General features: G+C 58.6%; 28 protein-coding genes. 17 read left to right on the forward strand and 11 right to left on the reverse strand.

Features of this window, described 5'->3' with window-relative positions; translation table 11 throughout:
* Window positions 1-14: 14 nt before the first annotated feature.
* Both pdeM and ACTIEN_RS15550 read right to left on the reverse strand, forming a co-directional pair.
* The gene (pdeM, locus tag ACTIEN_RS15545) at window positions 15-695 is read right to left on the reverse strand and encodes a ligase-associated DNA damage response endonuclease PdeM (RefSeq protein ID WP_439524058.1); all 681 of its coding nucleotides are present in this window, start codon (window positions 693-695) and stop codon (window positions 15-17) included.
* A gap of 50 nt (window positions 696-745) precedes the next feature.
* A complete protein-coding gene (locus tag ACTIEN_RS15550; protein WP_439524059.1) occupies window positions 746-1732 on the reverse strand; it encodes a 2-hydroxyacid dehydrogenase in 987 nt (328 codons plus the stop codon).
* A gap of 118 nt (window positions 1733-1850) precedes the next feature.
* Between ACTIEN_RS15550 and ACTIEN_RS15555 the strand changes: the two genes are divergently transcribed.
* Window positions 1851-2372 (forward strand): SH3 domain-containing protein, encoded by a 522-nt coding sequence (locus tag ACTIEN_RS15555; protein ID WP_439524060.1) that lies wholly within the window; start codon window positions 1851-1853, stop codon window positions 2370-2372.
* A gap of 54 nt (window positions 2373-2426) precedes the next feature.
* Here the strand turns inward: ACTIEN_RS15555 and ACTIEN_RS15560 are convergent, their stop codons facing one another.
* The 4 genes from ACTIEN_RS15560 to ACTIEN_RS15575 all read right to left on the reverse strand — a co-directional run bounded on the left by ACTIEN_RS15560 (window position 2427) and on the right by ACTIEN_RS15575 (window position 5526).
* Window positions 2427-3491 carry a Hint domain-containing protein gene (locus ACTIEN_RS15560; RefSeq protein WP_439524061.1) on the reverse strand — a complete coding sequence of 355 codons (1065 nt, stop codon included), beginning with the start codon at window positions 3489-3491 and terminating at the stop codon, window positions 2427-2429.
* 144 nt (window positions 3492-3635) lie between these two features.
* Window positions 3636-4697: a YeeE/YedE family protein gene (locus ACTIEN_RS15565; protein WP_439524062.1), complete on the reverse strand. Its 1062-nt coding sequence runs from the start codon at window positions 4695-4697 to the stop codon at window positions 3636-3638.
* Between the two features lie 82 nt (window positions 4698-4779).
* The gene (locus ACTIEN_RS15570) at window positions 4780-5115 is read right to left on the reverse strand and encodes an ArsR/SmtB family transcription factor (RefSeq protein WP_439524063.1); all 336 of its coding nucleotides are present in this window, start codon (window positions 5113-5115) and stop codon (window positions 4780-4782) included.
* Between the two features lie 9 nt (window positions 5116-5124).
* The gene (locus ACTIEN_RS15575; RefSeq protein WP_439524087.1) at window positions 5125-5526 is read right to left on the reverse strand and encodes a thioredoxin fold domain-containing protein; all 402 of its coding nucleotides are present in this window, start codon (window positions 5524-5526) and stop codon (window positions 5125-5127) included.
* 72 nt (window positions 5527-5598) lie between these two features.
* Between ACTIEN_RS15575 and ACTIEN_RS15580 the strand changes: the two genes are divergently transcribed.
* From ACTIEN_RS15580 to ACTIEN_RS15630, 11 genes are all read left to right on the forward strand, one after another.
* Entirely contained in the window at window positions 5599-6336 is a 738-nt protein-coding gene (locus ACTIEN_RS15580; RefSeq protein WP_439524064.1) for a cytochrome c biogenesis CcdA family protein, read from the forward strand.
* Window positions 6337-6365: 29 nt separating this feature from the next.
* A complete protein-coding gene (locus tag ACTIEN_RS15585) occupies window positions 6366-6944 on the forward strand; it encodes a thioredoxin family protein (protein ID WP_439524065.1) in 579 nt (192 codons plus the stop codon).
* A gap of 128 nt (window positions 6945-7072) precedes the next feature.
* The gene (gene soxX, locus ACTIEN_RS15590) at window positions 7073-7552 is read left to right on the forward strand and encodes a sulfur oxidation c-type cytochrome SoxX (RefSeq protein ID WP_439524066.1); all 480 of its coding nucleotides are present in this window, start codon (window positions 7073-7075) and stop codon (window positions 7550-7552) included.
* Between the two features lie 30 nt (window positions 7553-7582).
* A complete protein-coding gene (soxY, locus tag ACTIEN_RS15595; protein ID WP_439524067.1) occupies window positions 7583-7999 on the forward strand; it encodes a thiosulfate oxidation carrier protein SoxY in 417 nt (138 codons plus the stop codon).
* A 31-nt stretch (window positions 8000-8030) separates the two neighbouring features.
* Window positions 8031-8357: a thiosulfate oxidation carrier complex protein SoxZ gene (gene soxZ / locus ACTIEN_RS15600; protein WP_439524068.1), complete on the forward strand. Its 327-nt coding sequence runs from the start codon at window positions 8031-8033 to the stop codon at window positions 8355-8357.
* A gap of 61 nt (window positions 8358-8418) precedes the next feature.
* Entirely contained in the window at window positions 8419-9270 is an 852-nt protein-coding gene (gene soxA, locus ACTIEN_RS15605; RefSeq protein WP_439524069.1) for a sulfur oxidation c-type cytochrome SoxA, read from the forward strand.
* 94 nt (window positions 9271-9364) lie between these two features.
* Window positions 9365-11062 carry a thiosulfohydrolase SoxB gene (soxB, locus tag ACTIEN_RS15610; protein ID WP_439524070.1) on the forward strand — a complete coding sequence of 566 codons (1698 nt, stop codon included), beginning with the start codon at window positions 9365-9367 and terminating at the stop codon, window positions 11060-11062.
* Window positions 11063-11080: 18 nt separating this feature from the next.
* A complete protein-coding gene (gene soxC, locus ACTIEN_RS15615) occupies window positions 11081-12355 on the forward strand; it encodes a sulfite dehydrogenase (protein ID WP_439524071.1) in 1275 nt (424 codons plus the stop codon).
* Window positions 12339-13532 carry a c-type cytochrome gene (locus tag ACTIEN_RS15620; protein WP_439524072.1) on the forward strand — a complete coding sequence of 398 codons (1194 nt, stop codon included), beginning with the start codon at window positions 12339-12341 and terminating at the stop codon, window positions 13530-13532. Before soxC ends, ACTIEN_RS15620 begins: the two co-directional genes overlap by 17 nt.
* A gap of 357 nt (window positions 13533-13889) precedes the next feature.
* The gene (locus tag ACTIEN_RS15625; protein WP_439524088.1) at window positions 13890-14594 is read left to right on the forward strand and encodes a c-type cytochrome; all 705 of its coding nucleotides are present in this window, start codon (window positions 13890-13892) and stop codon (window positions 14592-14594) included.
* A gap of 55 nt (window positions 14595-14649) precedes the next feature.
* Entirely contained in the window at window positions 14650-15915 is a 1266-nt protein-coding gene (locus ACTIEN_RS15630) for an FCSD flavin-binding domain-containing protein (RefSeq protein WP_439524073.1), read from the forward strand.
* Between the two features lie 119 nt (window positions 15916-16034).
* Here ACTIEN_RS15630 and ACTIEN_RS15635 read toward each other — a convergent pair whose 3' ends face one another.
* Window positions 16035-17240, reverse strand: coding sequence for an FAD-binding domain-containing protein (locus ACTIEN_RS15635; RefSeq protein WP_439524074.1), 1206 nt, complete (start codon window positions 17238-17240; stop codon window positions 16035-16037).
* Between the two features lie 144 nt (window positions 17241-17384).
* Between ACTIEN_RS15635 and ACTIEN_RS15640 the strand changes: the two genes are divergently transcribed.
* From ACTIEN_RS15640 to ACTIEN_RS15660, 5 genes are all read left to right on the forward strand, one after another.
* Entirely contained in the window at window positions 17385-18014 is a 630-nt protein-coding gene (locus ACTIEN_RS15640; protein WP_439524075.1) for an ATP-dependent Clp protease proteolytic subunit, read from the forward strand.
* Window positions 18015-18165: 151 nt separating this feature from the next.
* Window positions 18166-19428 carry an ATP-dependent Clp protease ATP-binding subunit ClpX gene (gene clpX, locus ACTIEN_RS15645; RefSeq protein WP_439524076.1) on the forward strand — a complete coding sequence of 421 codons (1263 nt, stop codon included), beginning with the start codon at window positions 18166-18168 and terminating at the stop codon, window positions 19426-19428.
* 317 nt (window positions 19429-19745) lie between these two features.
* Entirely contained in the window at window positions 19746-20114 is a 369-nt protein-coding gene (locus ACTIEN_RS15650; RefSeq protein ID WP_439524077.1) for a RidA family protein, read from the forward strand.
* A 65-nt stretch (window positions 20115-20179) separates the two neighbouring features.
* Window positions 20180-20563, forward strand: coding sequence for an NADH:ubiquinone oxidoreductase subunit NDUFA12 (locus ACTIEN_RS15655; RefSeq protein WP_439524078.1), 384 nt, complete (start codon window positions 20180-20182; stop codon window positions 20561-20563).
* Between the two features lie 45 nt (window positions 20564-20608).
* The gene (locus ACTIEN_RS15660; RefSeq protein WP_439524079.1) at window positions 20609-20971 is read left to right on the forward strand and encodes a DUF2155 domain-containing protein; all 363 of its coding nucleotides are present in this window, start codon (window positions 20609-20611) and stop codon (window positions 20969-20971) included.
* Here ACTIEN_RS15660 and aat read toward each other — a convergent pair.
* From aat to ACTIEN_RS15680, 4 genes are all read right to left on the reverse strand, one after another.
* Complete coding sequence (gene aat / locus ACTIEN_RS15665) at window positions 20935-21570, reverse strand: leucyl/phenylalanyl-tRNA--protein transferase (protein WP_439524080.1); 636 nt, start codon at window positions 21568-21570, stop codon at window positions 20935-20937. The two genes, ACTIEN_RS15660 and aat, sit on opposite strands and share 37 nt — an antisense overlap.
* Window positions 21571-21616: 46 nt before the next feature.
* Window positions 21617-22969 (reverse strand): acetyl-CoA carboxylase biotin carboxylase subunit, encoded by a 1353-nt coding sequence (accC, locus tag ACTIEN_RS15670; RefSeq protein WP_439524081.1) that lies wholly within the window; start codon window positions 22967-22969, stop codon window positions 21617-21619.
* 13 nt (window positions 22970-22982) lie between these two features.
* Complete coding sequence (accB, locus tag ACTIEN_RS15675; RefSeq protein ID WP_439524082.1) at window positions 22983-23462, reverse strand: acetyl-CoA carboxylase biotin carboxyl carrier protein; 480 nt, start codon at window positions 23460-23462, stop codon at window positions 22983-22985.
* Window positions 23463-23690: 228 nt separating this feature from the next.
* Window positions 23691-23948, reverse strand: coding sequence for a hypothetical protein (locus ACTIEN_RS15680; protein WP_439524083.1), 258 nt, complete (start codon window positions 23946-23948; stop codon window positions 23691-23693).
* Between the last annotated feature and the right edge of the window lie 228 nt (window positions 23949-24176).

The raw sequence follows: 24176 nt of genomic DNA on the forward strand, positions 1-24176 counted from the left end.
GCATGCTGCGCGTGTCAAGACAAGGGGGCCTGACCGGGCATTGGAATTTTGCAAGGCTTTGTGCCGGTAAGAATGGCTTGGGCGGACGGGGCCATCAGGCGGGTGAGAACAGGGTCGTGGCAGTGCAGGCCGCCAGTGAAGGCACCGTAGGCAGGCAGGATCAGGCGCGTGTCATCGAACAGGAAACAGGGCCGTGTCAGTGCGCGCCCACGCAGAGACAGTGTCGCCTTGGGGTGGTAATGGCCAGAGACTTCGCCCGGTGTCGCGGTCGTGTGGGAGATGTGGTGGAAGTGTAGCGGTGCAACCGCATACATGCTGCGGTGCGTGCCGCCCAGTTGTACAGGACCCGGGTCATGATTTCCCTCGATCCAGACCCAGTCCAGCCCGGCCTGCAGGGTGGCAAGGGTCAAGAGATCGGCTTCGGGCAAGGCGGTTTGAAGGTCAGGGGAATCGAAACTGTCGCCAAGGCAGATGATTCTTCTCGCGCCGGTGTTGATCAGATCAGTCGCCAGCCGGGTCAGGGTTTCCGTGGTCTCGTAAGGCGGGAGTTGGGCACCACCAAACCGTGCCGCACGGGTCGATTTTCCAAGATGCAGGTCGGAAACCACAAGCATGTTTTCCAATGGCCAGAAGAGTCCGCCACTGGGCAGGGCATGCAGGGATTGGTCGCGGAACGAAAATTCAAAAGCGTTCATGATTTGTTCATGCCTCGCATGCAGGTTGATGACAAGGGCAGATGCCCCTGTCACAGCATGGCTGGCACCACCTGATCGGGCGGGCGGTGCCCATCTGCAAAGGTCTTGACGTTGATGATCACTTTTTCGCCCATCTCAAGGCGGCCTTCCTGGGTGGCGGATCCCATATGGGGAAGCATGACCACGTTCGGCATGTCGCGCAATTCGGGGTTTCCGCGATGTCCGTGTTCATAAACATCAAGCCCCGCACCGGCGAGGTCGCCGGTCTTGAGCATGCGGGTCAGGGCGTTTTCGTCGATCACCTCTCCACGAGAGGTGTTCACGATCACCGCGGTTGGTTTCATCAGTTTCAGGCGACGGGCGTTGAGAAGATGAAAGGTCGAAGGTGTGTGCGGGCAATTGACTGAAAGAATGTCCATGCGGGCCACCATCTGGTCGAGGCTTTCCCAATAGGTCGCTTCGAGTTCTGCCTCGATTTCGGGGCGAAGACGGCGGCGGTTGTGGTAGTGAATCTGCATTCCGAAAGCCTTGGCCCGACGGGCGACGGCCTGACCGATGCGGCCCATGCCAAGAATGCCAAGCCGACGTCCGCCAAGTCGCCCGCCAAGAAACGCGGTCGGGGCCCAGCCGGCCCATTCACCGCTTTGCATGACGCTAAGGCCTTCCTGAAGGCGGCGTGTCACGCCCAGCATCAAGGCCAGAACCATATCGGCAGTGTCTTCCGTGACAACTCCGGGAGTATTGGACACAAGGATACCGCGACTGCGCGCCGTGTCGACGTCGATGTGATCGACGCCCGCGCCAAAATTCGCGATCAGGCGAAGTCGGTCCCCGGCCTGACCGATCAGCCCCGCGTCGATCTTGTCGGTGAGTGTTGGGACAAGCACATCGGCTTCCTTGACGGCAGCGGTCAGTTCGGCCTGGGTCATCGGTGTATCACTGTCCCGCAGGCGCACATCGAAGAGTTCTTTCAGACGTGTCTCGACTGCGTCCGGCAAGCGTCGCGTCACAACAACACTCAGACGTTTTGATGACATGCTTTCGCTCCCACTACTTCCCCGGCGTGTCAGGTTTTGGCACAGTGTCCCAAAGGCGCGGCAGGCACAAGAACCTGCTGCCAAAAACCAAAAAACCGAGCAAATTGAGGCGCATCACATGAGCTGGCTTTCGTTCCGGGCATTGTCTGGGAAATTGTTGTCTGTTCTGGTGTTTGTGGGTGTTGTTGGAACGCTTCCCGCCGCCGCCGCAGACAGGGGAACGGTGACCAACCTGCCACTACCGCGATTCGTTTCCATGAAGGCCAGCGAAGGCAATGTGCGCCGTGGTCCTTCGCTGTCGCATCGCATCGACTGGGTTTACAAACGTCGAAACATGCCGCTTCAGATCACGGCCGAACACGGCCACTGGCGGCGTGTCCAGGACCGTGATGGTGCAGGGGGCTGGGTGCATTACGCTCTTTTGTCCGGCGTGCGGACCGCCATTGTCGAAGTCGACATGTTGAACCTGTACGCGCGGCCCGACGCATCGACGCAGGTGAATGCGCAGCTTTCTTTGGGTGTGGTCGCCGAACTGCGCCAGTGCCAGACAGATTGGTGCGAATTGCAGGCCGGTGGCTACAAAGGCTGGGCCCGCAAGGGCAGCTATTGGGGTGTGCTGCCGCAGGAAGTATTTGAATAAAATCGGTTCGCCAGCCTGATTTTGGCGTGGCGATCCCACTTGCGGCGGTGTCGTTCAGGCCGCCTCGTGCATGAGGATCGCGGCCTCGGAAGACGACAGGTTCCGGCGCGCATAGCGGCCATAGCTTTGCGGATTGACGTCCACGCCGGGCAGGATGTCAGACAGACGTAACCGGTCATGGGCATCAAGCGTCGACAAAGCGGCATTTGCTGGATGAAAGCTTTCTGATTCCACGCCATTCGCGAACAGGATTTCATGCTGCGGCAATAGCATATGCACATAGGTGATTTCACGCACGGTCAGATCAACAGACACGCGGTCATGATCAACCAGATCGCGCGCGGCCACGAGGACTTCGGGTGTGTTGAACAGGTCCATCGCGACGCGGCCCTTGATCAGCATCCGATGTTCGGGTGAGACCAGAAGGTCTTCGTCAGGTTCGTCCAGTCCAAACAGCCCCGCACGAATGCGAATGGGGCGCAGTTTTGGCATGGCGAACAGGCGTGCCCCGCTCATGCGGCGTTGGCCCATCCATTGGATCGGTTGACAGCCGTTGTCCTTGGTCTGGACGCGATCACCTTCGCGCAGTTCTTCGATGGTCTTCACGCCATCCGGTGTCAGGATTCGTGTACCGGGGGTAAAGCAGATGACCGCGCCCTTATGTTCGGCATCGCTTTGTGTGACGGTGTTTGACAAGGCTGTATGTACCACCCACAGATCCCGATCGCGCGGGGGCATGCCATTCAGGAACATCAGCAATGGTGGCTTGCGCGTGCCGGTGTCGATCAGCGTGACCGTGTAGGTTGTTTTTCCGTCGGTCACCACAAAGCTCTTGTCGGCGATGGGATGGTCTATCGAAATCCTGTTGAGGTTGGTCGACTCTTCCACAGCCGCACCAACAAGGCGTCGCACCATGCGTGCTGCCCGCTTTCTGCGATCTGCATCGCCTTCCGCATCTTCCAGTCGCAACAGATCGTTCGGTCCGTCCACACGGACGACTTCGCCTTCCCAACCCCATGCGGCCCCAACCTTCAGGAAATCTACCGGAGCGTCCTGAAGCGTGTCGATGACTGTCTGCGACCAGGAGATCACGAACGTGCCATTAAAAGCCGTTCCCATGGTCCTGCTTGCCTGCTCTTGTTATTTTTTTCCAGCGTAGCAAGCCGTTAACGTGATTGCAGGCGAAATTTCGCCTCTTGGAGGCGGGGCGGCAAAAATGTTTTGCAGAGTGATTCTTTGGCAACGGATGCTGCCGCAGAAGGCTTATTCGGCTGGACTGAAGCCAACGATCAACTGGCGCAATCCAAATGACGCGCCGGCAAAGATGGCGATGAAGGTGACAGGTGCGCTGAACGCGAGCATGGAAAACGCGCTGATGCCCTGACCCACGGTGCAGCCCAGAGCGATGACGGCACCTGCCCCCATAAGGGCGGCACCAAAGATCTGACGGCGCAGTTCGCGTGGGTCTTCGCAGGCCTCCCAGCGGAAATGGCCCTTGATCAGGGAGCCGATGAACGCACCAAGCCAGACGCCCGCGACAGAGCCGACGGCAAAGCTGACCGGTTGCGCGGAGCCGACCATCCACCACAGGATGGATTCGCCAAGCGGTGCGGCAAAGCTGTGGGAGACAACGGGCAACGCCTCGAACCCAGTGTGCGCGACCCAGGATGTGCCAAGCCAGCCGCTGATGATGGCGAGGCCGACAACCGCCGCCCAGATCGCGTATTTGGGGGTGTCCAGAAAGGCGCGGGAGCTTGCAGAAAAGACGAGGATCACAAGCCCGATCCCCATGCCGACCACAGTCACGGAAAGTCCTGTCCACCGGGCCGTCGCATGGGCAATCCCCGGTGGCGTATCGCCGGGAAGGATCGGACTTTGCGCAAACAGCATGTCCCGCAGCGGGGCCAATGGTCCACTGAGAACGACATAGGTCGACACACCCATCACCAGAACGATGACAAAGCTGCGCAGATCACCGCCGCCCAGTCGCGCGATCGCGCCAAACCCGCAATTCCCCGCAAGAGCCATGCCGTAACCGAACATCAACCCACCGATGACAGAGGCCCATGGCAGCCATTTGATCGACAGGTAATAACTGTCTCCACCGTCGATCAGCCCTGTTGCCATAAGGGAGAAACTGCCGAGTACCGCCGTTCCGATGGCGATGCCCCACATCCGCATACGCATGTCCGAGCCGCCATACAGCACGTCTTCGATGGCCCCCAGGGTGCAGAACCGCCCCAATCGGGCTGCGAGGCCCAGTAATACGCCTCCGAACAAACCGACCGCAGCCACAAGAATGTGTTCCGGAATGCTTTCCAGCATGATCCTGTCCTCCCAAGACGGCTCCCGCATCAACTATGCGACCAGTGCGATGTTAGAACAAGTGGGGACTGTGCCGCAGCGATCAGTCCTCTTTGCAGAAAAGTTCGTACACACATTCCAGCATTTTCCGTGGCCGATCATCGGCCAGACGGTAGTAGATGGTCTTGCCATCCCGTCTTGGAACCACCAGCCCTTCCAAACGCAGGCGCGAGAGTTGCTGCGACACGGCCGCCTGACGGGCGGCGAGCAGTTCTTCAAGTTCGGTCACGGATTTTTCGCCCGTCACGAGGTGGCACAGGATCATCAGACGTCCCTCGTGGCTGATCGCCTTGAGGAAATTCGACGCGGTTGTCGCCTTGTCGACGATGCGGTCAAGTTCTTCGTCATTCAGATCTGGACTGAGCTGGGGAAGTGCCATGCCGTGCCTCTAATTCCGGATCGTTTCGATCTCTGCTGTTGGCGAAAATTCCGTGTTCTCTACAAGCAGCTTCGTCAAAAGCGGCCAGAAGAAATCTTCACCTGGATATCCTTCAAGACGGGCCTGTTCCTGCCCATTTTCGATCAGCACAAAAGTCGGCGTAAAAACAACCCGCCGCGCATATGTGATACCCTGCGGTGGGCCTTCGCGCAAATCCGCCCGGACCAGCGGTGCAAACTGGCCTTCTGTGGTTTTTGGGTAGGCGGGTGCGATCTCTGAATTCCACCGCTCGCAGTAAACACAGCCAGGTTGTTCGACCATCACCAGCTGGGGTTCCGCCGCGCCAGACGTCGCCCACGCTGGGAGCATCAAAAGAGCAGCGGCAAACGCGAAGGGTTTGAAAGGGTACATCATTCACCAATTGACGGCATCGTAACAAAACACTTAATTTGAATATGTGAATAATTCAAGGAATCTCCACCCATGTTCGACATTTCTTTTGCGGGTGCGGCCCTTGCGGGCATCCTGAGTTTTTTCACGCCATGCATTTTGCCCATGGTGCCGTTCTACCTGTGCTACATGGCAGGGATTTCAATGAACGAACTGAAAGGGGAGGAAGACGTGCCGCGCGGTGTGGCGTGGAACCTTGTCCTGTCGTCCTGCCTGTTTGCACTGGGTGTCACAACGATTTTTGTCCTGCTGGGCATGGGGGCGACGGCCGTTGGTCAGGCTTTTGCCGATTACCGCGAACCCCTGCACTATGTCGCGGCGGTGGTTCTGGCGGCGTTTGGCCTGCATTTTCTGGGCATCGTGCGTATTCCGATCCTGTATCGCGAAGCGCGAGTCGAGGCCAAGACAGAGCCGACAACATGGATCGGTGCCTATGTCATGGGCCTGGCCTTCGGCTTTGGCTGGACGCCGTGCGTCGGTCCGGCGCTGGCGTCGATCCTGATGATCGCGGGCGGAATGGGCGATGTGTTTCAGGGTGGATTGCTGCTTTTTGTCTATGGGCTTGGCATGACCTTGCCCTTTGTGATTGCGGCGCTGTTTTCCGGACCGTTCTTGCGCTGGACCGCGCGCAATCGCAGCTTTCTGGGTTATGCGGAAAAGGTCATGGGCGGGATGTTAATCCTGTTTGCTGTGCTGATCGCGACGGATACCGTGAACCTGATCGCAGATGCCATGTTACGGTGGTTTCCAAATTGGTCATCGCTGGGATGACCGCCAACCTTTGAGGAGGAGGAAGGAAGATGAGACATATTCTGGGTGGCGCGCTGGCGCTGATGATGGCGCTTCCGGCGGCGGCGGCAGAGCTTGGCGATGACGGTCTGCACAAGCAGCCGTGGATGCGGGACACCTTCAAGGATCTGCGCGAAGACCTTGGAGAAGCGAACGCAGAGGGCAAGCGACTGGTGCTTTTCTTCGAGCAGCGCGGCTGTATCTACTGTTCCAAGATGCACGAAGAGGTGTTCTCTGACCCCGAGGTCAGCAACTACATTGATGAGAACTACTTTGTGGTTCAGCTGAACCTGCATGGCGACATCGAAGTCACCGATTTCGACGGCGAGGCCTTGTCGGAGAAAGACATGGCTCGAAAGTGGCGTGTGATGTTCACGCCGAGCGTCGTTTTCCTGCCCGAAGAGGTACCCGAGGGCCAAAATGCGCTGGAAGCGTCGGTTGCGGTCATGCCCGGGGCGTTCGCCAAGGGAACGTCCCTGGATATGTTTACATGGGTTGAGGAAAAGCGTTATCTGCTTGATAACGGAGAAGATTTTCAGCGCTATCACGCGCGCAGGATCCAGGAACGGAGCGACGGGAACACAGACTGAAACCGAAAAATTCATACTCAATTATTCACTTTTGTGAATTTGATCTTGCATGAATCAAGGTCAGTGGCCTACGGTATACAAAGCCATATGTCAGCTCGGTCAAAGCATCGGGCGGTAAGGGAGGGACAATGAAGCTAACAGGAATTTCTGCGGTCGTCGTGCTTTGCGCGAGCGCCGCCATCGCCAACCCGGTTACGCCGAGTGAGGTGAGTTTTGACGAATACGGTGCCGTCGAATCATCGCTGAGTGGTGCGCCGGGTGACGCCGCCAACGGGGCAAAGATCATGACCAACCGGGGCAAGGGCAACTGCGTCGCGTGTCATGCGGTGACGGCGCTCAACGATGCGCCTTTCCATGGTGAGGTCGGCCCGACACTGGACGGAATCGGCGGTTACCGCACGGCGGAAGAACTGCGCGGCATCATCGCCAATGCGAAGATTATGTTCGAAGGCACCGTGATGCCGGCGTTCTACAAGACAAGCGGCTTTATCCGGCCCGGAGACGGTTACACGGGTAAAAGCGCCAAAGAAGAAGATCTGACGCCCATTCTGACGGCGCAGGAAATTGAAGATGTGGTGGCGTTTCTCATGACGCTGCAGGACAGCTGAGCCGCCTTTCACTGAGTTAGGAGACACAACATGGATTTCACGAGACGCGAAACTCTGGCTTTGGGCGGGGCGGCAATGCTGACTTTCGTACTGCCGTTCCGCGCCAATGCTGCGGTTGACGATGCGATCAGCGCATTCACCGGGGGGGCCGATGTGGCCGATTCCGGTGTTGAACTGACCGCACCCGAGATTGCCGAAAACGGCAACACCGTTCCGATCGAAGTATCGGCACCGGGCGCGACAGCGATCATGGTGCTCGCGGCAGGCAACCCGACACCCGGCGTTGCCACGTTCAACTTTGGTCCGCTTGCTGCGTCCCAGACTGCCAGCACGCGTATGCGTCTTGCGGGCACGCAGGACGTCATCGCGATTGCCAAACTGGCCGACGGCAGCTTTGCCCGCAGCGCCAAGACCGTGAAGGTCACCATCGGCGGCTGCGGCGGCTAACGGTCAACATTCAGATTTCAGGAGAGAAAACATGGCATCCGGTGTAAAACCCCGCGTCAAGGTTCCAAAGTCCGCCTCTGCAGGCGAAGGGATCGTCATCAAAACGCTGATCAGCCACCCGATGGAGTCGGGTCAGCGCAAGGATGGTGACGGAAACCCGATCCCACGCTCGATCATCAACCGCTTCACCTGCGAATTCAATGGCCAGAGCGTCATTGACATCACGATGGAGCCAGCGATTTCGACCAACCCGTATTTCGAATTCGAGGCCACTGTGCCCGAGGCCGGTGAGTTCAAGTTCACTTGGTACGACGATGACGGTTCGGTCTACGACGACACAAAGGCCATCACGGTCTGAGCGGAATGCTCCACCCTGTCCCGGTTGCGGGGCAGGGGCTTTCAAGGGAGGGAACAATAATATGAAATTCAAGGCAATGACCGCTCTCGCCGCGCTGGCCATTTCGGCCCCAATGGTGTTTGCGGGTGGAGCGGATGACGACACGCTCGCCATCGACGGTCAGGAGATGATCTCCAAGACCGCGGCGCCTGCGCATATGGAAGAAACTGGGATCGACACGATCATGTCGGGCTGGCACTTCCGCGAAGATGATACGCAGGCCATGCAGATGGACACGTTCGACAACCCGGGAATGATCGCTGTGGATCAGGCGATCGACGCTTGGAACACTGTCGAAGGTACGGCTGAAAAGTCATGCGCGTCTTGCCATGAAGGCCCGGAGTCGATGGAAGGTGTCCGTACGGTGTATCCGAAGTGGAACGCCGAAGCGGGTGAAATGCGCACGCTGGCGATGCAGATCAATGATTGTCGCACCAACCAGATGGGCGCAGAAGCCTATGCCTATGACAAGGCGCAGATGACAGCCATGGAGGCTTTGATCAGCGTTCAGTCGCGCGGCATGCCTGTTGATGTGGCAATCGACGGCCCGGCCGCCGAATTCTACGAAAAGGGCAAGGAAATCTATTACACCCGCTATGGTCAGCTCGAACTGTCCTGCGCGAACTGCCATGAAGAGAACTACGGCAACTACATCCGTGCCGACCATCTTTCTCAGGGTCAGATCAACGGTTTCCCGACCTATCGCCTCAAGAACGCGGGTCTGGTGCAGACGCACAACCGCTTCCGTGGTTGTATCCGCGATACCCGAGCCGAGACATTTGCAGTCGGGTCGCCGGAATTTGTTGCGCTTGAACTCTATGTCGCCTCGCGCGGCAATGGCCTGAGCGTCGAAGGGCCGTCGGTCCGTCAATAAATCCAAGGCCCGCGCCATTGCTGGTGCGGGTTTTTTCCAACCTAACCTATTCACACATGCGAATGTGTGTCCGGAAATCCAAGAAGGCCCTCCCATGATTTCACGTCGCGATTTCCTTCAGGTGTCGATGGCCGCGTCCGCTCTCGTGGGCGCGTCCGGTTTCGGCAACTGGTCCAGGCTGGCTGCCCAACAAGCGCTGACGCAGGACCAGCTTTTGCAGTTCGACACCTTTGGCAACGTCTCGCTCATCCACATCACCGACATTCACGCGCAAATCAAACCGATCTATTTCCGCGAACCTTCGGTCAATATCGGCGTCGGTGAAAACAAGGGGGCCGTTCCGCATGTTACGGGTGCTGATTTCCGCAAGCTTTACGGGATCGACGATGGCAGCCCTTCTCATTACGCGCTTAGCTCGGGTGATTTCTCCTCCCTTGCCCAGGCTTATGGCCGCGTAGGCGGACTGGATCGCGTGGCCACCGTGGTTAACGCGATCCGGGCCGACCGTCCCGATGCCTTGTTGCTGGATGGCGGCGACACCTGGCACGGCTCCTACACCTGCCACAAGACGCAGGGGCAGGATATGGTCAACGTCATGAACGGGCTGAAGCCTGACGCGATGACGTTCCATTGGGAATTCACACTGGGTTCCGACCGCGTGGCCGAGATCGTTGAAGGTTTGCCTTTCGCGGCACTGGGTCAGAACATCTTTGACGCCGAATGGGATGAACCGGCCGAGCTTTTCCCGCCCTACAAGTTCTTTGAACGCGGCGGCGTGAAGATTGCCGTCATCGGTCAGGCGTTCCCCTACATGCCGATCGCCAACCCCGGCTGGATGTTCCCGGAATATTCATTCGGCATACGCGACGAACACATGCAGGAGATGGTTGATGAGGTTCGTGCGCAAGGCGCCGAATGTGTTGTCTGCCTAAGCCATAATGGCTTTGACGTCGACAAGAGCATGGCGAGCAAGGTCACGGGCATCGACGTGATCCTGACAGGTCACACCCATGACGCGCTGCCCGAACCCGTACTGGTCGGCGATACAATCCTCATCGCGTCCGGTTCGAACGGCAAGTTCGTCAGCCGCGTCGATCTGGACATCCAGAACGGTCGGATGATGGGCTTCCGCCACAAGCTGATCCCGATCTTCTCGGACGTGATTGCGCCTGATCCCGAAATGACCGCGCTCATCGACGAACAGCGCGCGCCGTTCAAAGCTGATCTGGAAGAAGTCATCGGCCAGACCGACAGCCTTCTGTACCGCCGCGGCAACTTCAACGGCACATGGGACGACCTGATCTGTGATGCGCTGCTGAGCGAACGCGAGGCCGACATCGCCATGTCGCCGGGTGTGCGTTGGGGGCCAAGCCTGATCCCCGGGGACAACATCACCCGCGAGGACATCTGGAACGTCACGTCCATGAGCTATGGCAAGGCGTACCGGTCGGAAATGACGGGCGAGTTCATCAAGATCATCCTCGAGGACGTGGCCGACAACATCTTCAACCCCGACCCCTACTACCAGCAGGGCGGCGACATGGTGCGCATCGGGGGCATGGGGTACCGCATCGACGTGCGCAAGCCGCAGGGCGAACGCATCACCGACATGACCTTGCTCAAAACCGGCGAAGCCATTGATCCGGCGAAGAATTACGTCGTCGCTGGCTGGGCATCCGTCAACGAAGGCACCGAAGGTCCGCAAATCTGGGACGTGGTCGAAGCGCATATCAAAAAGCTTGGCACCGTCACCGTGAACGAAAACACAAGCGTCACTGTTGTCGGCGCGTAACCGAACGGAGTGTGAGACATGTCTGACATCTTCAAACCGTCCCGCCGCGCCTTCCTGCGCGGAAGTGCTGCTGCCGCGGCCGGGTTGACGGCCGCAGGCGCGGCGCGGGCAAACGGCCCCGATCCGCTGATCACGGAAGTGCAGGATTGGGCCGTGTCCTTTGGCGACGGCGTAGATGCCACGCCCTATGGCATGCCGATCGAGTATGAAAGCGACGTGGTGCGTCGCAACGTGGAATGGCTGACGGCGGACACCACCAGTTCGATCAATTTCACGCCGATCCATGCGCTCGACGGAACGATCACACCGCAGGGCTGCGCATTCGAGCGGCACCATTCGGGTGCGATCGAGCTTCGCAAGGAAGACTACCGCCTGATGATCAACGGAATGGTCGATACACCGCTGGTGTTCTCCTATGCCGATCTCGAACGCTTTCCGCGCGAAAACCATGTGTATTTCTGCGAATGTGCCGCCAATACAGGCATGGAATGGGCGGGCGCACAGCTTAATGGCGCGCAGTTCACCCACGGCATGATTCACAACATGGAATATACCGGCGTGTCGCTGCGTACCCTGCTGGGTGAAGCCGGTCTCGAGGCGGCGGGCGATCTGTCTGACAAATGGGTCTATGTCGAAGGCGCGGATGCGTCGTCGAATGGTCGGTCCATACCGATGGAAAAGGCGTTGGACGATGTGCTCGTTGCGTTCAAGGCCAACGGCGAGGCGTTGCGTAAAGAGCACGGGTATCCAGTGCGCCTCGTCGTGCCCGGTTGGGAAGGCAACATGTGGGTCAAGTGGATCCGCAGAATCGAAGTGATGGACGGACCGGTGGAAAGCCGCGAAGAAACGTCGAAATACACCGACACGCTGGCGGATGGCACAAGCCGCAAGTGGACTTGGGTGATGGACGCAAAATCCGTTGTCACATCCCCCAGCCCGCAAGCGCCGATCACACACGGACCCGGACCTCTGGTCATCACCGGGCTGGCCTGGTCGGGCCATGGCGCGATCACGCGCGTGGACGTGTCCAAGGACGGTGGCATGACGTGGGAAACCGCGCGCCTGGCCAAGCCGGGCGAGAAGATGGCACTGACCCGGTTCTATCTGGATACCGAATGGAATGGCGAAGACATGCTGCTTCAGGCGCGGGCGATGGATGAAACCGGCTATGTCCAGCCGACCAAACACCAGCTGCGCGAAGTGCGCGGCGAGAACTCGGTCTATCACAACAACTGTATTCAGACATGGCATGTGAAGACCAATGGGGAGGCAGAAAATGTCGAAGTCTCTTAATCTGTTCGGTGGCGCAAGCATCGGCACTTTGGTGGTCCTGACTGCCTCATTGAATTTTGCGGATCGCAACATTGCGCCGTTTCCGGAAAACCCGCGGGTGATGACGGCGATTGCCGCGGCCGAGCCTGTGGGCAGTGGTCTTCTTGTCAGTGCCGCAAATGCCTCGGCCGAGGTGGGCATGGGCAAGTTTGGTCTTGGCCGCGAAGCGCTGCCGGAAGAGATCGCGGCGTGGAACCTCGATGTCAGCCCGGATGGAACCGGCCTGCCGGTGGGGTCAGGGTCCGTCGAAGATGGCGAAATGATCTTTTCCGAGAGCTGCGCAGTCTGTCACGGCGAATTTGCGGAAGGCGTGGGCAATTGGCCCAAGCTGGCTGGCGGCGAGGATACCCTGGCCGACAAGGATCCGGTGAAGACCGTCGGAAGCTATTGGCCATACCTGTCAACGGCGTGGGACTATATCCATCGCTCCATGCCCTATGGCAACGCGCAAACACTGAGCAACGACGAGGTCTATGCCATTGTTGCGTATATCCTTTATTCCAATTTCCTTGTCGAAGACGATTTCGTTCTGAGCAACGAGAACTTCCTCGAGGTCGAACTGCCGAACGCCGATGGCTTCATCATTGATGACCGTGCCGAAGCTGAATATCCGATCTGGCGCACCGAACCCTGCATGGAGAACTGCAAGGACAGTGTGGAGATCACGATGCGTGCGACTGTTCTGGATGTGACGCCGGAAGAAGAAGGCGCTGAAGCCGCGTCCGAGGAGGCGGCGGTTGAGCAGACTGCGGCTGTGGCCGAACCCGCGGCGGAAGAGCCGGCGACCGAGGCGGAGCCGGTTGCGGTTGCCGCAGATTCAGCGCCGGACCCCGAACTGGTGGCGGCCGGCGAAAAGGTCTTTGGCAAATGCCGCGCCTGTCACCAGATCGGTGAAGGTGCCAAGAACCGGTCCGGTCCATTGCTCAATGGCGTTGTCGGTGCGGATATAGCGTCGGTTGACGGATTCAAATATTCGAAAGTTCTGTCCGAAATGGACGGCGCATGGACTCCGGAAAACCTTGCGGCCTTCCTTGCTGACCCGCGTGGTTATGCCAAAGGCACCAAGATGAGCTTTGCCGGCCTGAAAAAGGAAGAGGATATTGCGGCTGTCACCGCGTATCTGGCAAGCTTCGAATAAAGGCGACATGCGCGGCAAGGTGATATCCTGTCGCGCAAATTCCGTTAATATGGGTTTAAGACGCAAGTATTAGAGAACTTTAACCGAAGAGGTCTCATGGCGAACACGTCTGGTCTGTTCATATCCGTTCTCGGGGGCGCAGCACTTGTGCTTGGGGCCGCCTATGGCTGGACCGCACGCGAGTATCGCGCAGCCGAGGTGGATGTCTTGACGGACCGCTTGGCGCAGTTGGAACGCAGCAATGCCGAATGGGCCGACGAGGCCGAAAAGACGTCAGAGCTTGAAACCAGACTGTCCGATCTTGAAACCCAACTCGCCGCCGCATTGGAGGCAGTCGAGACCGCGAAACAGTCCGCGTTGCAACCTGTTGCGGAACCCGCGCCGGAACCTGATTCCGAAACGGGTGTCGCCGAAGCCGCGACGCTCGAATTCGGGGATACGGAACGCGGGGAAGAGGTGTTTGCCCAATGCCGATCGTGTCACCAGATCGGGCAGGGCGCCAGCGACCGCATCGGCCCGCATCTGAATGGCATTTTTGGTCGGCGCGCGGGCGCGCATGACGGATTTCGCTATTCCGACGACATGGCGATGATGGGCTCGGACGGTCTCACCTGGGATATCCAAACGCTGGACGCCTATCTGGAAAACCCCAAGGCGCTGGTGTCACGCACCCGGATGAATTTTGCAGGTTTGAAAGACCCGCAGGACCGTTCAGATATCCTTGCCTATCTGCGTCAGTTTTCAGACAGCCCACAGAACATCCCCGAAGCCGCCCCGACAGCACAGGCCCGCGAAGTCGAGCTGCCGCCCGAGGTGCTGGCGATTGTCGGAGACACGGATTACGGCGAATACCTCGCCAGTGAATGCAAGACCTGCCACCAGCAAGACGGATCGGATCAGGGGATTCCCGCGATCACGCAATGGCCGACCGATGACTTCGTGGTTGCCATGCATGCCTACAAGAGAAAAATCAGACCACACCCGGTGATGCAGATGATGGCAAACCGGTTGTCGGACGAAGAGATCGCCGCGCTGGCGGCGTATTTTGCCCAAGCCGAGTAAGGCCCGGAAGAGGCCGTCGCGACCTGGGTGTGTTATGCAAAATGGGAGGACGACCATGAAACTTGACAGACGCGCCTTTATCGGCAGCGGGGTGGCGGCGGCAACGCTCAGCGCTCCGATGGTACATGCGGCATCGCACGGCAAACCCAAGGTGGTTGTCGTTGGAGGCGGTGCAGGGGGCGCAACCGCCGCGCGCTATATCGCCAAGGACAGTGCAGGCGAGATTGATGTCACGCTGATCGAACCCAGCCGCAGCTATTACACCTGCTTCTTTTCGAACCTCTATATCGGTGGGTTCCGCGAGTTGGACAGCATTGCACATTCCTACGGCACGCTGGCTTCGGAATACGGGATCAACGTGGTGCATGACTGGGCCACAGCTGTGGACCGGGATGCCAAGACGGTGGCGCTGGCCGGTGGCGGATCTGTGCCTTATGATCGCCTGATCCTTAGTCCCGGTATTGATTTCGTCGAAGGCGCGGTGCCCGGTTGGGATGTCTCGGCGCAGAACGCGATGCCGCATGCCTACAAGGGGGGCAGCCAGACTGAACTTCTCAAGGCACAGATCATGGCGATGCCGGAAGGCGGCACCTATGTGATGGTGGCCCCGCCCAATCCCTACCGTTGCCCACCCGGACCGTACGAGCGGATTTCGATGGTGGCGCATGTGCTCAAGGCCAATAATCCGACGGCCAAGATCATCATCGCCGATCCAAAGGCCAGCTTCTCGAAGCAGGGTCTGTTCGAAGAGGGCTGGCAGAAACACTATTCCGGCATGATCACCCGCATCGGCCCGGATTTCGGTGGCGAGAATGTCACCGTCGATCCTGCGGCGATGACGGTCGACGTGGACGGTGAAGTGATCAACGCCGATGTCGTCAACGTGATCCCGGCGCAGAAAGCAGGCCTGATCTGCGAAGCTGCAGGCCTGACCGAGGGCAATTGGGCACCCGTGGACGGGCACAGCATGGTGTCGCGTCTGGATGAGAATGTTCACATCCTTGGCGATGCGACCAATCAGGGCGACATGCCGAAGTCGGGCTACTCGGCCAATTCGCAAGCCAAGGTTGCGGCGATGGCGATACGCGGCGCGCTGACCGGCAGCCGGGTGTTCCCGGCGAAGTATTCGAACACCTGCTGGTCGCTCATTGCGGCTGACGATGGCGTCAAGGTTGGCGCGGCCTATGAGCCGAATGACGAGAAGATCGCCAGCGTGTCGAGTTTCGTCAGCCAGACCGGCGAGGATGCGGCGATGCGCAAAGCGACCTACGAGGAAAGCATCGGTTGGTACGAAGGCATCACAACCGACATGTTCGGCTGATCCTTCGGGTCTGAGTCTTTGGAAAGGCCGGGCATCTGTCCCGGCCTTTTCGTTTTGGGTTCTGATTGATTGGAGGGCCAGCCCTCCAAACCTCCCGGAGTTTTCTGGCAAGATGAAGATCAGACGACTTGCAGACCTTTCATCGCGCCAACCAATTCCGGAATTTGCTTTTTGAACTTGAAGAAACCTGCCGTGGCATGGGGCCAGGCGCGGCGGTCGAAATCGCGCAATGGGCGGATGACCGGCAGCGCGCGGATGTCGTTCAAGATCGTGGCCGCGGGGCCAACCGGGGCATAGGATGTCACGATCTGCTCTGCGCCTGCGGCACGCGCCCAGTCTTCAATGTCGTGCGCGGTTGTCAGGCCGCCTGTGACCGGGCCAAGCGAGGTGGACCAGCGCGATGTGCAATCCGCCATCAGCGCGGATTTGAACGTCTTGACATGCGACGCGATCTGCAAGGGGCTGGTCTGGCCGGTTGCGTCCAGTGTCGCCGTCGCCAGGGGTTTCAGGTCCAGATCAAAAAGCCAGCCGGGGCTGAGGTCGTCTTCGTGCAGCAACAGGACCGATGGTTTCGTTGGATCGACCCTGTCGCCCAAGGGGGCGTCGATGCGCGGGGGATGTGGCGGACCGTCAAGCGGTTCGGGAGTCGGAGTCAGCTTGAACAGAGGGGAAAAGCGGCCTTCGGTGTATTTCGAGATATTCGAAGCGCGCGCCACATAATTCCTGCCTTGCGTTTGCAGCCCGGCCACCCAGCGCCAACTGAGGGTGTTCGAGGCCGGGTCGCCATCAAGAAGGTGGCGCAGGAAGACATCCGCGCCCAGTTCCCAAGGCAGGCGCAGGGTGAAGATCCAGATCGAGGCGAACCACATGCGCGCGTGGTTGTGCAGGTACCCCGTCTCAACCAACTCCTGCGCCCAGTGGTTGAAACAGTCGATATCAGTCTCGCCTTTGCAGGCGGCCGCCCATTGCGCGCGCAAGCCTGATTGTGTCTGGACTTGGTTCAACGCGCGCGACAGACCCTGTTGATAGCCGCCCCAGACGGCTGGCCGCATTTCAAGCCAGCCTTTCCAATAGGTGCGCCAGAACACCTCTTGCACGAATTTCTCGGCCGTGCTGATCGCATACCGGCCCAGAACTGCCTGAAGCACCTCGTCTTCGGTGATCAGGCGATGCCGGATGTAGGGCGACAGGGTTGAGACACTGGTGTGGTGGCCGGGACCACGATCATAATTGCGTTGTGCCGCGTAGTCGCGCGCGGCCTTGGGCACAAATGCCGACAGCTTTTCAAGCGCGCCTGTGCGATTGGGAGGAAAGTGATCCGCCATGGCGTGTGAGCTAAGTGCGCGCGGCGCCGGGTCAAGTGGAACCTTGGACCGCTGCCCCTTGCAGCCCCCAGAACCGGACACTAGTCTTGAGGGAACTCGCAACCAAGCCCTCCGTTCGGCGGGCGCATCATCAGGCAGGCACAGATGAAAGATCCCTACGAAACGTACATGAATACGCTTGTTCCCATGGTGGTTGAGCAGACCAGCCGTGGCGAACGGGCCTACGATATTTTTTCCCGATTGCTGAAAGAGCGGATCATTTTTCTGAGCGGCCCGGTGCATGACGGCATGTCGTCGCTGATCGTGGCCCAGCTTTTGCACCTTGAGGCGGAAAACCCGTCCAAGGAAATCAGCATGTATATCAACAGTCCCGGTGGCGTTGTCACCTCGGGTTTGTCGATCTATGACACGATGCAGTACATCAAGCCCAAGGTCAGTACTCTTGTGATCGGGCAGGCGGCGTCAATGGGATCGCTGCTTCTGACGGCGGGTGAGGCGGGTATGCGCTTTTCGCTTCCCAACAGCCGCGTGATGGTGCACCAGCCCTCCGGCGGGTATCAGGGTCAGGCGACCGACATCATGATTCACGCGCAAGAGACACAAAAGCTCAAGACACGGTTGAACGAGATTTACGTCAAGCATACAGGGCAGACGCTCAAGAAAGTTGAGCAGGCCCTGGAGCGCGACAACTTCATGTCTCCGGACGAGGCAAAAGAATGGGGTCTTATCGACGAGATCGTTGAAAGCCGCGCCAAAGGCAGCGAGGACGAATAATCGTGATTGGGTCACGCCGTCTCAGATGTATTTTTGGCGTTGTGGCCCAACTTTTGCTGTCCTAAGGTTCTTGGAAGAAAACATGACACAAGTTTTAGGGCGGTGATTTTTTTAGAATCCTCCTTTAGGTTGTGTCAGGAAAGGTAAAGAGATGGCGACGAATTCTGGCGGCGACAGCAAAAATACCCTTTACTGCAGCTTCTGCGGCAAGAGCCAACATGAAGTCCGAAAGCTGATCGCAGGGCCAACCGTCTTTATTTGTGACGAATGCGTCGAGCTTTGTATGGATATCATTCGCGAAGAGACCAAGGGCGGTGGCCTGAAGTCCACGGATGGTGTGCCGACGCCGCGCGAGATTTGCGATGTGCTTGACGATTATGTGATCGGGCAGGCCGTGGCGAAGCGCGTGTTGTCCGTGGCCGTGCACAATCACTACAAACGGTTGAACCATTCGCAGAAATCTTCGGATATCGAATTGGCGAAGTCGAACATCCTGCTGATCGGTCCGACAGGCTGCGGCAAGACGCTTCTGGCGCAAACGCTGGCGCGGATTCTGGATGTGCCGTTCACGATGGCGGATGCGACGACGCTGACCGAAGCGGGCTATGTGGGCGAGGATGTGGAGAACATCATCCTCAAGCTGTTGCAATCGTCTGAATACAATGTCGAACGCGCACAGCGCGGCATTGTCTATATCGACGAGGTCGACAAGATCACCCGCAAGTCGGAAAACCCGTCGATCACCCGTGACGTGTCGGGCGAAGGTGTGCAGCAGGCGCTTCTCAAACTGATGGAAGGCACGGTTGCATCGGTGCCGCCGCAGGGTGGACGCAAGCATCCGCAGCAGGAATTCCTGCAGGTGGACACGACCAACATCCTGTTCATCTGTGGCGGGGCGTTTGCGGGTCTGGACCGGATCATCAAACAACGCGGCAAAGGCTCTGCCATGGGCTTTGGTGCGGATGTGCGGGACGACAGCGAACAGGGCATCGGAGAGACGTTCAAATCGCTTGAACCCGAGGATCTGCTGAAATTCGGCCTGATCCCGGAATTTGTCGGTCGTCTGCCGGTCATCGCAACGCTTGAAGATCTGGACGAAGACGCGCTGGTGATCATTCTCACCCAGCCGAAGAACGCATTGGTCAAGCAGTACCAACGCCTGTTCGAGCTGGAAGACACCACGCTGACCTTTACCGATGACGCTCTAACTGCCATTGCCAAGCGGGCGATTCAGCGCAAGACCGGTGCCCGTGGCCTGCGGTCGATCCTCGAAGACATTCTGCTCGACACCATGTTCGAACTTCCGGGTATGGATGAGGTGGTCGAGGTGGTCGTCAACGAAGAGGCGGTGAATTCCGATGCCAAGCCGTTGATGATCTACGCGGATCACAAGAAAGAGGGCGCCTCGGCCTGAAGCTCGCCTTGGGCGGTCGACAGATCAATGCACCTCAAAGAGCGGGCCGGTTGGCTCGCTTTTTCTTATCCAAAAAACAGATAGGCAAGCGATAGGCGTTGCGAAGTGGGTCCGTTCGGCTTTTGCTGGCCCTATTGTCCATGTTGTTCTTGGTGGCAATGACGCTACCAAGCGACGTGTTTGAAGGTGCAAAGACCGCCACCGATTTCTCGGGAAACCTTCCTCACCGCAGTCCATTGCCTTTCGGGCGGCGTCGGGGGATTGATCGCAGGTGACGCGGTCCGGGAATCGGTCGCCTTTGATTGAGGAAATGTCTGATGACGATCACACGAATACACAGTGGCAGTCCTTTCGAGGCCAAAATCGGCTATTGCCGCGCCGTCGTGGCCGGGGGCTTTGTCCATGTGGCCGGAACGGTCGGCCAAGGCGATACGGTGGCCGAGCAATGCCAGAGCGCGCTTGATGTCATCGCGGGGGCGTTGGAGAAGGCCGGGGCGTCGATGGCGGACGCGGTTCGCGTGACCTATTATCTGCCAGACCGTCACGAGTTCGACGCTTGCCACGACATCCTCGCGCGCAATTTTGGCGACAACCCGCCGGCGGCTACAATGATCGAATGCGGGCTGATCGACCCGAAATACCGGATCGAGATCGAAGTGACCGCTTTGGCGCCGACTGCGTCATAGCTGCGCTGGACCTTGGCCTGCAATGCACCCTATAACGGCGGGAAACCAACCCAGAGGAGTCGTCCATGGGCATTCTGAATACCCTTCTTCGCGCAGTCACCTGGTGGAACGGGCAGACTCTTGGCACCCAGTTCTACACATGGCGCAAAGGCGAAAAGGTGGGTGAAGACACTCAGGGCAACATCTTTTATCAATCGCATGACGGTGTTCGGCGCTGGGTGATCTATAATGGCGAGGTCGAGGCGAGCCGGGTTGATCCCGATTGGCACGGGTGGCTGCATCACACCTTCAAGGAAGCGCCGTCAGATCGGCCATTGGCCAAGAAAGCATGGGAAAAGCCGCATCAGGAAAACCTGACAGGAACCGCGCTGGCTTATGCGCCTGCGGGTTCTATCCGGCGTCCCGAGCCAAAGTCACGTCAGGACTACGAAGCGTGGAGTCCTGAATAAACCGTTTCTGCGGCGGTGTTGCAGCGGATCAAAGGCGAATTCCCAATGTCACGTCTGACCGGCCTTTTCATCTTCATGTTGTTTGCCACATCAGCCGTCGCGCAGTTGGCGACAACCAATGGCACGGGTGTAAACGTGCGGGCCTTGGACAAGCTGACCGGCAAGGTTCAGGATTTGCAGATCGCAGAATCGCAATCGGCAAAGGTTGGTCGGATCACCATCACTGCGAATGAATGCCGCTATCCCGATGGGAATGCTGCCGGAGAGGCGTATGCGTCACTCACCGTCAATGAGGTTGGCAAGGAGGCACCTGTGTTTCAGGGCTGGATGATCGCATCGTCCCCGGCCCTCAATGCGATGGATCATCAGCGCTATGACGTCTGGGTATTGCGCTGCACAACGTCCTGACCGGACGCCGCGAGCGGGACACTCGTGAAATCGGCTTGCAAGGTCAAAGCCTGCGCCAGTTGTGAATGATACTCGGCGCGGGTGATCTCTACAGCCCCCAACGAGGCAAGGTGGTTGGTCAGGAATTGCGTGTCAAAAAGAACGAAGCCACTGCGCCGCAAGAGATCAACCAGCCAGGCAAGGGCGATCTTTGACGCATCGCGCCTTCGTGAAAACATGCTTTCCCCGCAGAACGCAGCCCCCACACTCACGCCATAGATGCCGCCGACCAACTGATCCTGCATCCACACCTCAAGCGAATGCGCCGCCCCTCTGCGGTGCAGTTCCTCGTAGAGATCGCGAATGTCCTTATTGATCCAGGTCTCACTGCGATCTGCACAGGCGTCGATGACTTCGGTGAACCGGATGTTTCGGGTGACACGATACGGACCGCGGCGCAGCGTCTTGGCAAGGCTGCGTGAAATGCGAAACCCGTCCAACGGAAACACACCGCGTTTGCGCGGATCGACCCAGAACATTTCCGGGTCGTCGCGATGCTCGGCCATGGGAAAAACGCCGATGCGATAGGCTTGGAGCAGCAGTTCAGGCGTGACGGTCATGACGCATCGCCAATTGCCTTAGCGCAGGGCGTGCGGTTGGATGCCGTTACGGGCTTGCATAGGTGCGCTCCAACCAGTGCTCCAGCCAGTGGATGTTATAGGTGCCATTGCGGATGTCCGGGTCTTCCAACAGATCACGGAAAAGCGGAACCGTGTTGTCGACACCGTCCACAATCAGTTCGCCAAGCGCGCGCGACATGCGGGCCAAGGCTTCGTCCCGGTCGCGGCCATGTACGATCAGTTTCCCGATCAGACTGTCGTAATAGGGCGGGATCGTGTAGCCGTCATACAGCGCGCTGTCCATGCGCACGCCAAGGCCGCCGGGAACGTGGTACTGCGTGATCCGACCGGGCGAGGGCGAGAAATTCGGCAGTTTTTCCGCGTTGATCCGCGCCTCGATGGAGTGCCCGTTGATGACCAGGTCATCCTGTTCAAAAGAAAGCGGCAGTCCCGAGGCAACGCGGATTTGTTCGCGCACCAGATCGACACCAAAGATCGCTTCGGTCACCGGATGTTCGACCTGAAGACGCGTGTTCATCTCGATGAAATAGAATTCGCCGTTTTCATACAGGAATTCGATCGTGCCCGCGCCAGCATAGTTGATCTTGGACACCGCGTCGGCGCAGATCTTGCCAATCCGCGCGCGCTCTTGTGGTGTGATGCAGGGGCCAGGGGCCTCTTCCAGCACCTTTTGGTGGCGGCGCTGCAACGAACAGTCGCGTTCACCCAGATGGACCGCCTTGCCTTTGCCATCGCCAAAGACCTGCACTTCGATATGACGCGGCGTGGTCAGGTATTTCTCGATATAGACCTCGTCATTGCCAAAGGCCGCTTTGGCTTCTGACCGCGCGGTCTGAAACGCGCGCTCCATGTCGGCAGCTGTCTGTGCAACCTTCATGCCCCGTCCACCGCCACCGGCGGTCGCCTTGACGATCACGGGATAACCGATCTCTTCCCCAACCGTCCTGGCGGTTTCAAGGTCGGGCACGCCACCAACAGATCCGGGCACGCAGGGCACGCCCAGTGCCTTGATCGTGTCTTTCGCGGTGATCTTGTCGCCCATGACACGGATGTGTTCCGCGGTTGGACCAATGAAGATCAGGCCGTGATCTTCTACAATCTGCACAAAGCGCGCATTCTCCGACAGGAACCCATAGCCCGGATGGATCGCCTGCGCGCCCGAGATTTCACAAGCCGAAATGATGGCAGGGATCGACAGGTAGCTTTCGCTTGACGAGGGCGGTCCGATACAGATGGCTTCATCGGCCATACGCACATGCATCGCGTCGGAATCCGCGGTTGAATGTACAGCTACGCTGGCCACACCCATTTCGCGGCAAGCGCGGATCACGCGAAGGGCAATCTCGCCTCGGTTGGCAATCAGGATTTTGTCAAACATGCCTGCGCCCCGTTTATTCGAGGATCACAAGCGGAGCGCCGTATTCGACGGGGGCTCCGTCTTCGACAAGGATACGCTTGACCGTGCCACTGCGCGGCGCGGGAATGTGGTTCATTGTCTTCATGGCCTCGACGATCAAAAGCGTTTCGCCTTCGTTGATCTGCTGCCCCACCGAAATGAATGACGGCGCACCGGGTTCGGCCTGCATGTAGACGGTGCCCACCATCGGTGAAGTGACAGCGCCGGGATGGGCTGCTGGATCTTCTGGGGGTGTGACCGGAGCCGAGCTGGGCATCGACGAGTTCGCAGAGGGTGCCGGAGCGGGGGCTGCCATGACGGGGGCGGTTTGGGTCACCCGGCTGACCCGGACATTCAGGCTGTCGTCCTCGCCATATTCGCGTTTGACCTGCAATTCGGTCAGATCGTTCTCTCGCAACAGCCTTGCCAGTGCTTCGATAAAATCCACGTCCGCATCATGGTTGGTCTTGGTCATGCTGTTCCTCGCCCGCTTCTTGGTCTTAGCTCTTGGCGTGGCCCCGTCGCTGAATGGATCGAACGCCCGCTTTACCTGCGGGCAGCACCCGCTTTGCACGCCTTTCCTTGCACCGATTACTTCGCAGGAGCAAGGGGGAGCGGATGATGAATATAGCATTCTGGCGCAAGAGAACAGGGCTGTGCATGGTCAATCCCCCGGTGTGTTTCCCCGGAAAGATCGCTTTTTTCAGGTCGGGTTGCCGGGGATATCCTGTTTCGCGGCTTCAAGTGTAAGCGCCTGTTCGTTGATCAGGGCTTTGATCTGCATCTGCACGGCAGTGGGTGGCGCGGCGGGTTTGATCGACTGGTCGTCAAAGTGACTGCTCAGAACCGGCAAGGGCATTTCAGGGACTGAGACAACGAGGGTTTTGGCCACATCGGTTGCATCGGGTTTCCGACTGATCTGTATTCCCAAGGGTGGCATGTTCGGTTGAATCAAAGGCATATCACGCTCCGTCATTTCGGTGCCCCCACGCTTTGATCCTATATGCAAACGTGCATAGGCGCATGGGTTTTGTGAGAACAAAGTTAATCAAATCAGAGATATAAAAAGGGCGGCCCACGGACCGCCCTGATTTACTGCCTGTCTCGGCGGATCACCCCTTACGGTTTTCGATAAGGTCATCGACGACCGAAGGGTCTGCGAGTGTGGATGTGTCGCCCAATGCGCCGT

Origin of the sequence: Marivita sp. (assembly GCF_051859345.1) — a bacterium.
Lineage (GTDB): Bacteria > Pseudomonadota > Alphaproteobacteria > Rhodobacterales > Rhodobacteraceae > Marivita.

Excerpts from the sequence above, each read along its gene's own strand:
- ACTIEN_RS15585 (WP_439524065.1), top strand. The coding sequence starts at position 6,366 with ATGAGACATATTCTGGGTGGCGCGCTGGCGCTGATGATGGCGCTTCCG.
- soxY (WP_439524067.1), top strand. The coding sequence starts at position 7,583 with ATGGATTTCACGAGACGCGAAACTCTGGCTTTGGGCGGGGCGGCAATG.
- ACTIEN_RS15620 (WP_439524072.1), top strand. The coding sequence starts at position 12,339 with ATGTCGAAGTCTCTTAATCTGTTCGGTGGCGCAAGCATCGGCACTTTG.
- ACTIEN_RS15640 (WP_439524075.1), top strand. The coding sequence starts at position 17,385 with ATGAAAGATCCCTACGAAACGTACATGAATACGCTTGTTCCCATGGTG.
- ACTIEN_RS15630 (WP_439524073.1), top strand. The coding sequence starts at position 14,650 with ATGAAACTTGACAGACGCGCCTTTATCGGCAGCGGGGTGGCGGCGGCA.
- ACTIEN_RS15550 (WP_439524059.1), bottom strand. The coding sequence starts at position 1,732 with ATGTCATCAAAACGTCTGAGTGTTGTTGTGACGCGACGCTTGCCGGAC.
- ACTIEN_RS15660 (WP_439524079.1), top strand. The coding sequence starts at position 20,609 with ATGTCACGTCTGACCGGCCTTTTCATCTTCATGTTGTTTGCCACATCA.
- ACTIEN_RS15655 (WP_439524078.1), top strand. The coding sequence starts at position 20,180 with ATGGGCATTCTGAATACCCTTCTTCGCGCAGTCACCTGGTGGAACGGG.
- ACTIEN_RS15565 (WP_439524062.1), bottom strand. The coding sequence starts at position 4,697 with ATGCTGGAAAGCATTCCGGAACACATTCTTGTGGCTGCGGTCGGTTTG.
- soxX (WP_439524066.1), top strand. The coding sequence starts at position 7,073 with ATGAAGCTAACAGGAATTTCTGCGGTCGTCGTGCTTTGCGCGAGCGCC.
- ACTIEN_RS15650 (WP_439524077.1), top strand. The coding sequence starts at position 19,746 with ATGACGATCACACGAATACACAGTGGCAGTCCTTTCGAGGCCAAAATC.
- ACTIEN_RS15575 (WP_439524087.1), bottom strand. The coding sequence starts at position 5,526 with ATGTACCCTTTCAAACCCTTCGCGTTTGCCGCTGCTCTTTTGATGCTC.
- ACTIEN_RS15580 (WP_439524064.1), top strand. The coding sequence starts at position 5,599 with ATGTTCGACATTTCTTTTGCGGGTGCGGCCCTTGCGGGCATCCTGAGT.
- accB (WP_439524082.1), bottom strand. The coding sequence starts at position 23,462 with ATGACCAAGACCAACCATGATGCGGACGTGGATTTTATCGAAGCACTG.
- soxZ (WP_439524068.1), top strand. The coding sequence starts at position 8,031 with ATGGCATCCGGTGTAAAACCCCGCGTCAAGGTTCCAAAGTCCGCCTCT.
- ACTIEN_RS15635 (WP_439524074.1), bottom strand. The coding sequence starts at position 17,240 with ATGGCGGATCACTTTCCTCCCAATCGCACAGGCGCGCTTGAAAAGCTG.
- ACTIEN_RS15570 (WP_439524063.1), bottom strand. The coding sequence starts at position 5,115 with ATGGCACTTCCCCAGCTCAGTCCAGATCTGAATGACGAAGAACTTGAC.
- ACTIEN_RS15560 (WP_439524061.1), bottom strand. The coding sequence starts at position 3,491 with ATGGGAACGGCTTTTAATGGCACGTTCGTGATCTCCTGGTCGCAGACA.
- ACTIEN_RS15680 (WP_439524083.1), bottom strand. The coding sequence starts at position 23,948 with ATGCCTTTGATTCAACCGAACATGCCACCCTTGGGAATACAGATCAGT.
- clpX (WP_439524076.1), top strand. The coding sequence starts at position 18,166 with ATGGCGACGAATTCTGGCGGCGACAGCAAAAATACCCTTTACTGCAGC.
- aat (WP_439524080.1), bottom strand. The coding sequence starts at position 21,570 with ATGACCGTCACGCCTGAACTGCTGCTCCAAGCCTATCGCATCGGCGTT.
- soxB (WP_439524070.1), top strand. The coding sequence starts at position 9,365 with ATGATTTCACGTCGCGATTTCCTTCAGGTGTCGATGGCCGCGTCCGCT.
- ACTIEN_RS15555 (WP_439524060.1), top strand. The coding sequence starts at position 1,851 with ATGAGCTGGCTTTCGTTCCGGGCATTGTCTGGGAAATTGTTGTCTGTT.
- soxC (WP_439524071.1), top strand. The coding sequence starts at position 11,081 with ATGTCTGACATCTTCAAACCGTCCCGCCGCGCCTTCCTGCGCGGAAGT.
- accC (WP_439524081.1), bottom strand. The coding sequence starts at position 22,969 with ATGTTTGACAAAATCCTGATTGCCAACCGAGGCGAGATTGCCCTTCGC.
- soxA (WP_439524069.1), top strand. The coding sequence starts at position 8,419 with ATGAAATTCAAGGCAATGACCGCTCTCGCCGCGCTGGCCATTTCGGCC.
- pdeM (WP_439524058.1), bottom strand. The coding sequence starts at position 695 with ATGAACGCTTTTGAATTTTCGTTCCGCGACCAATCCCTGCATGCCCTG.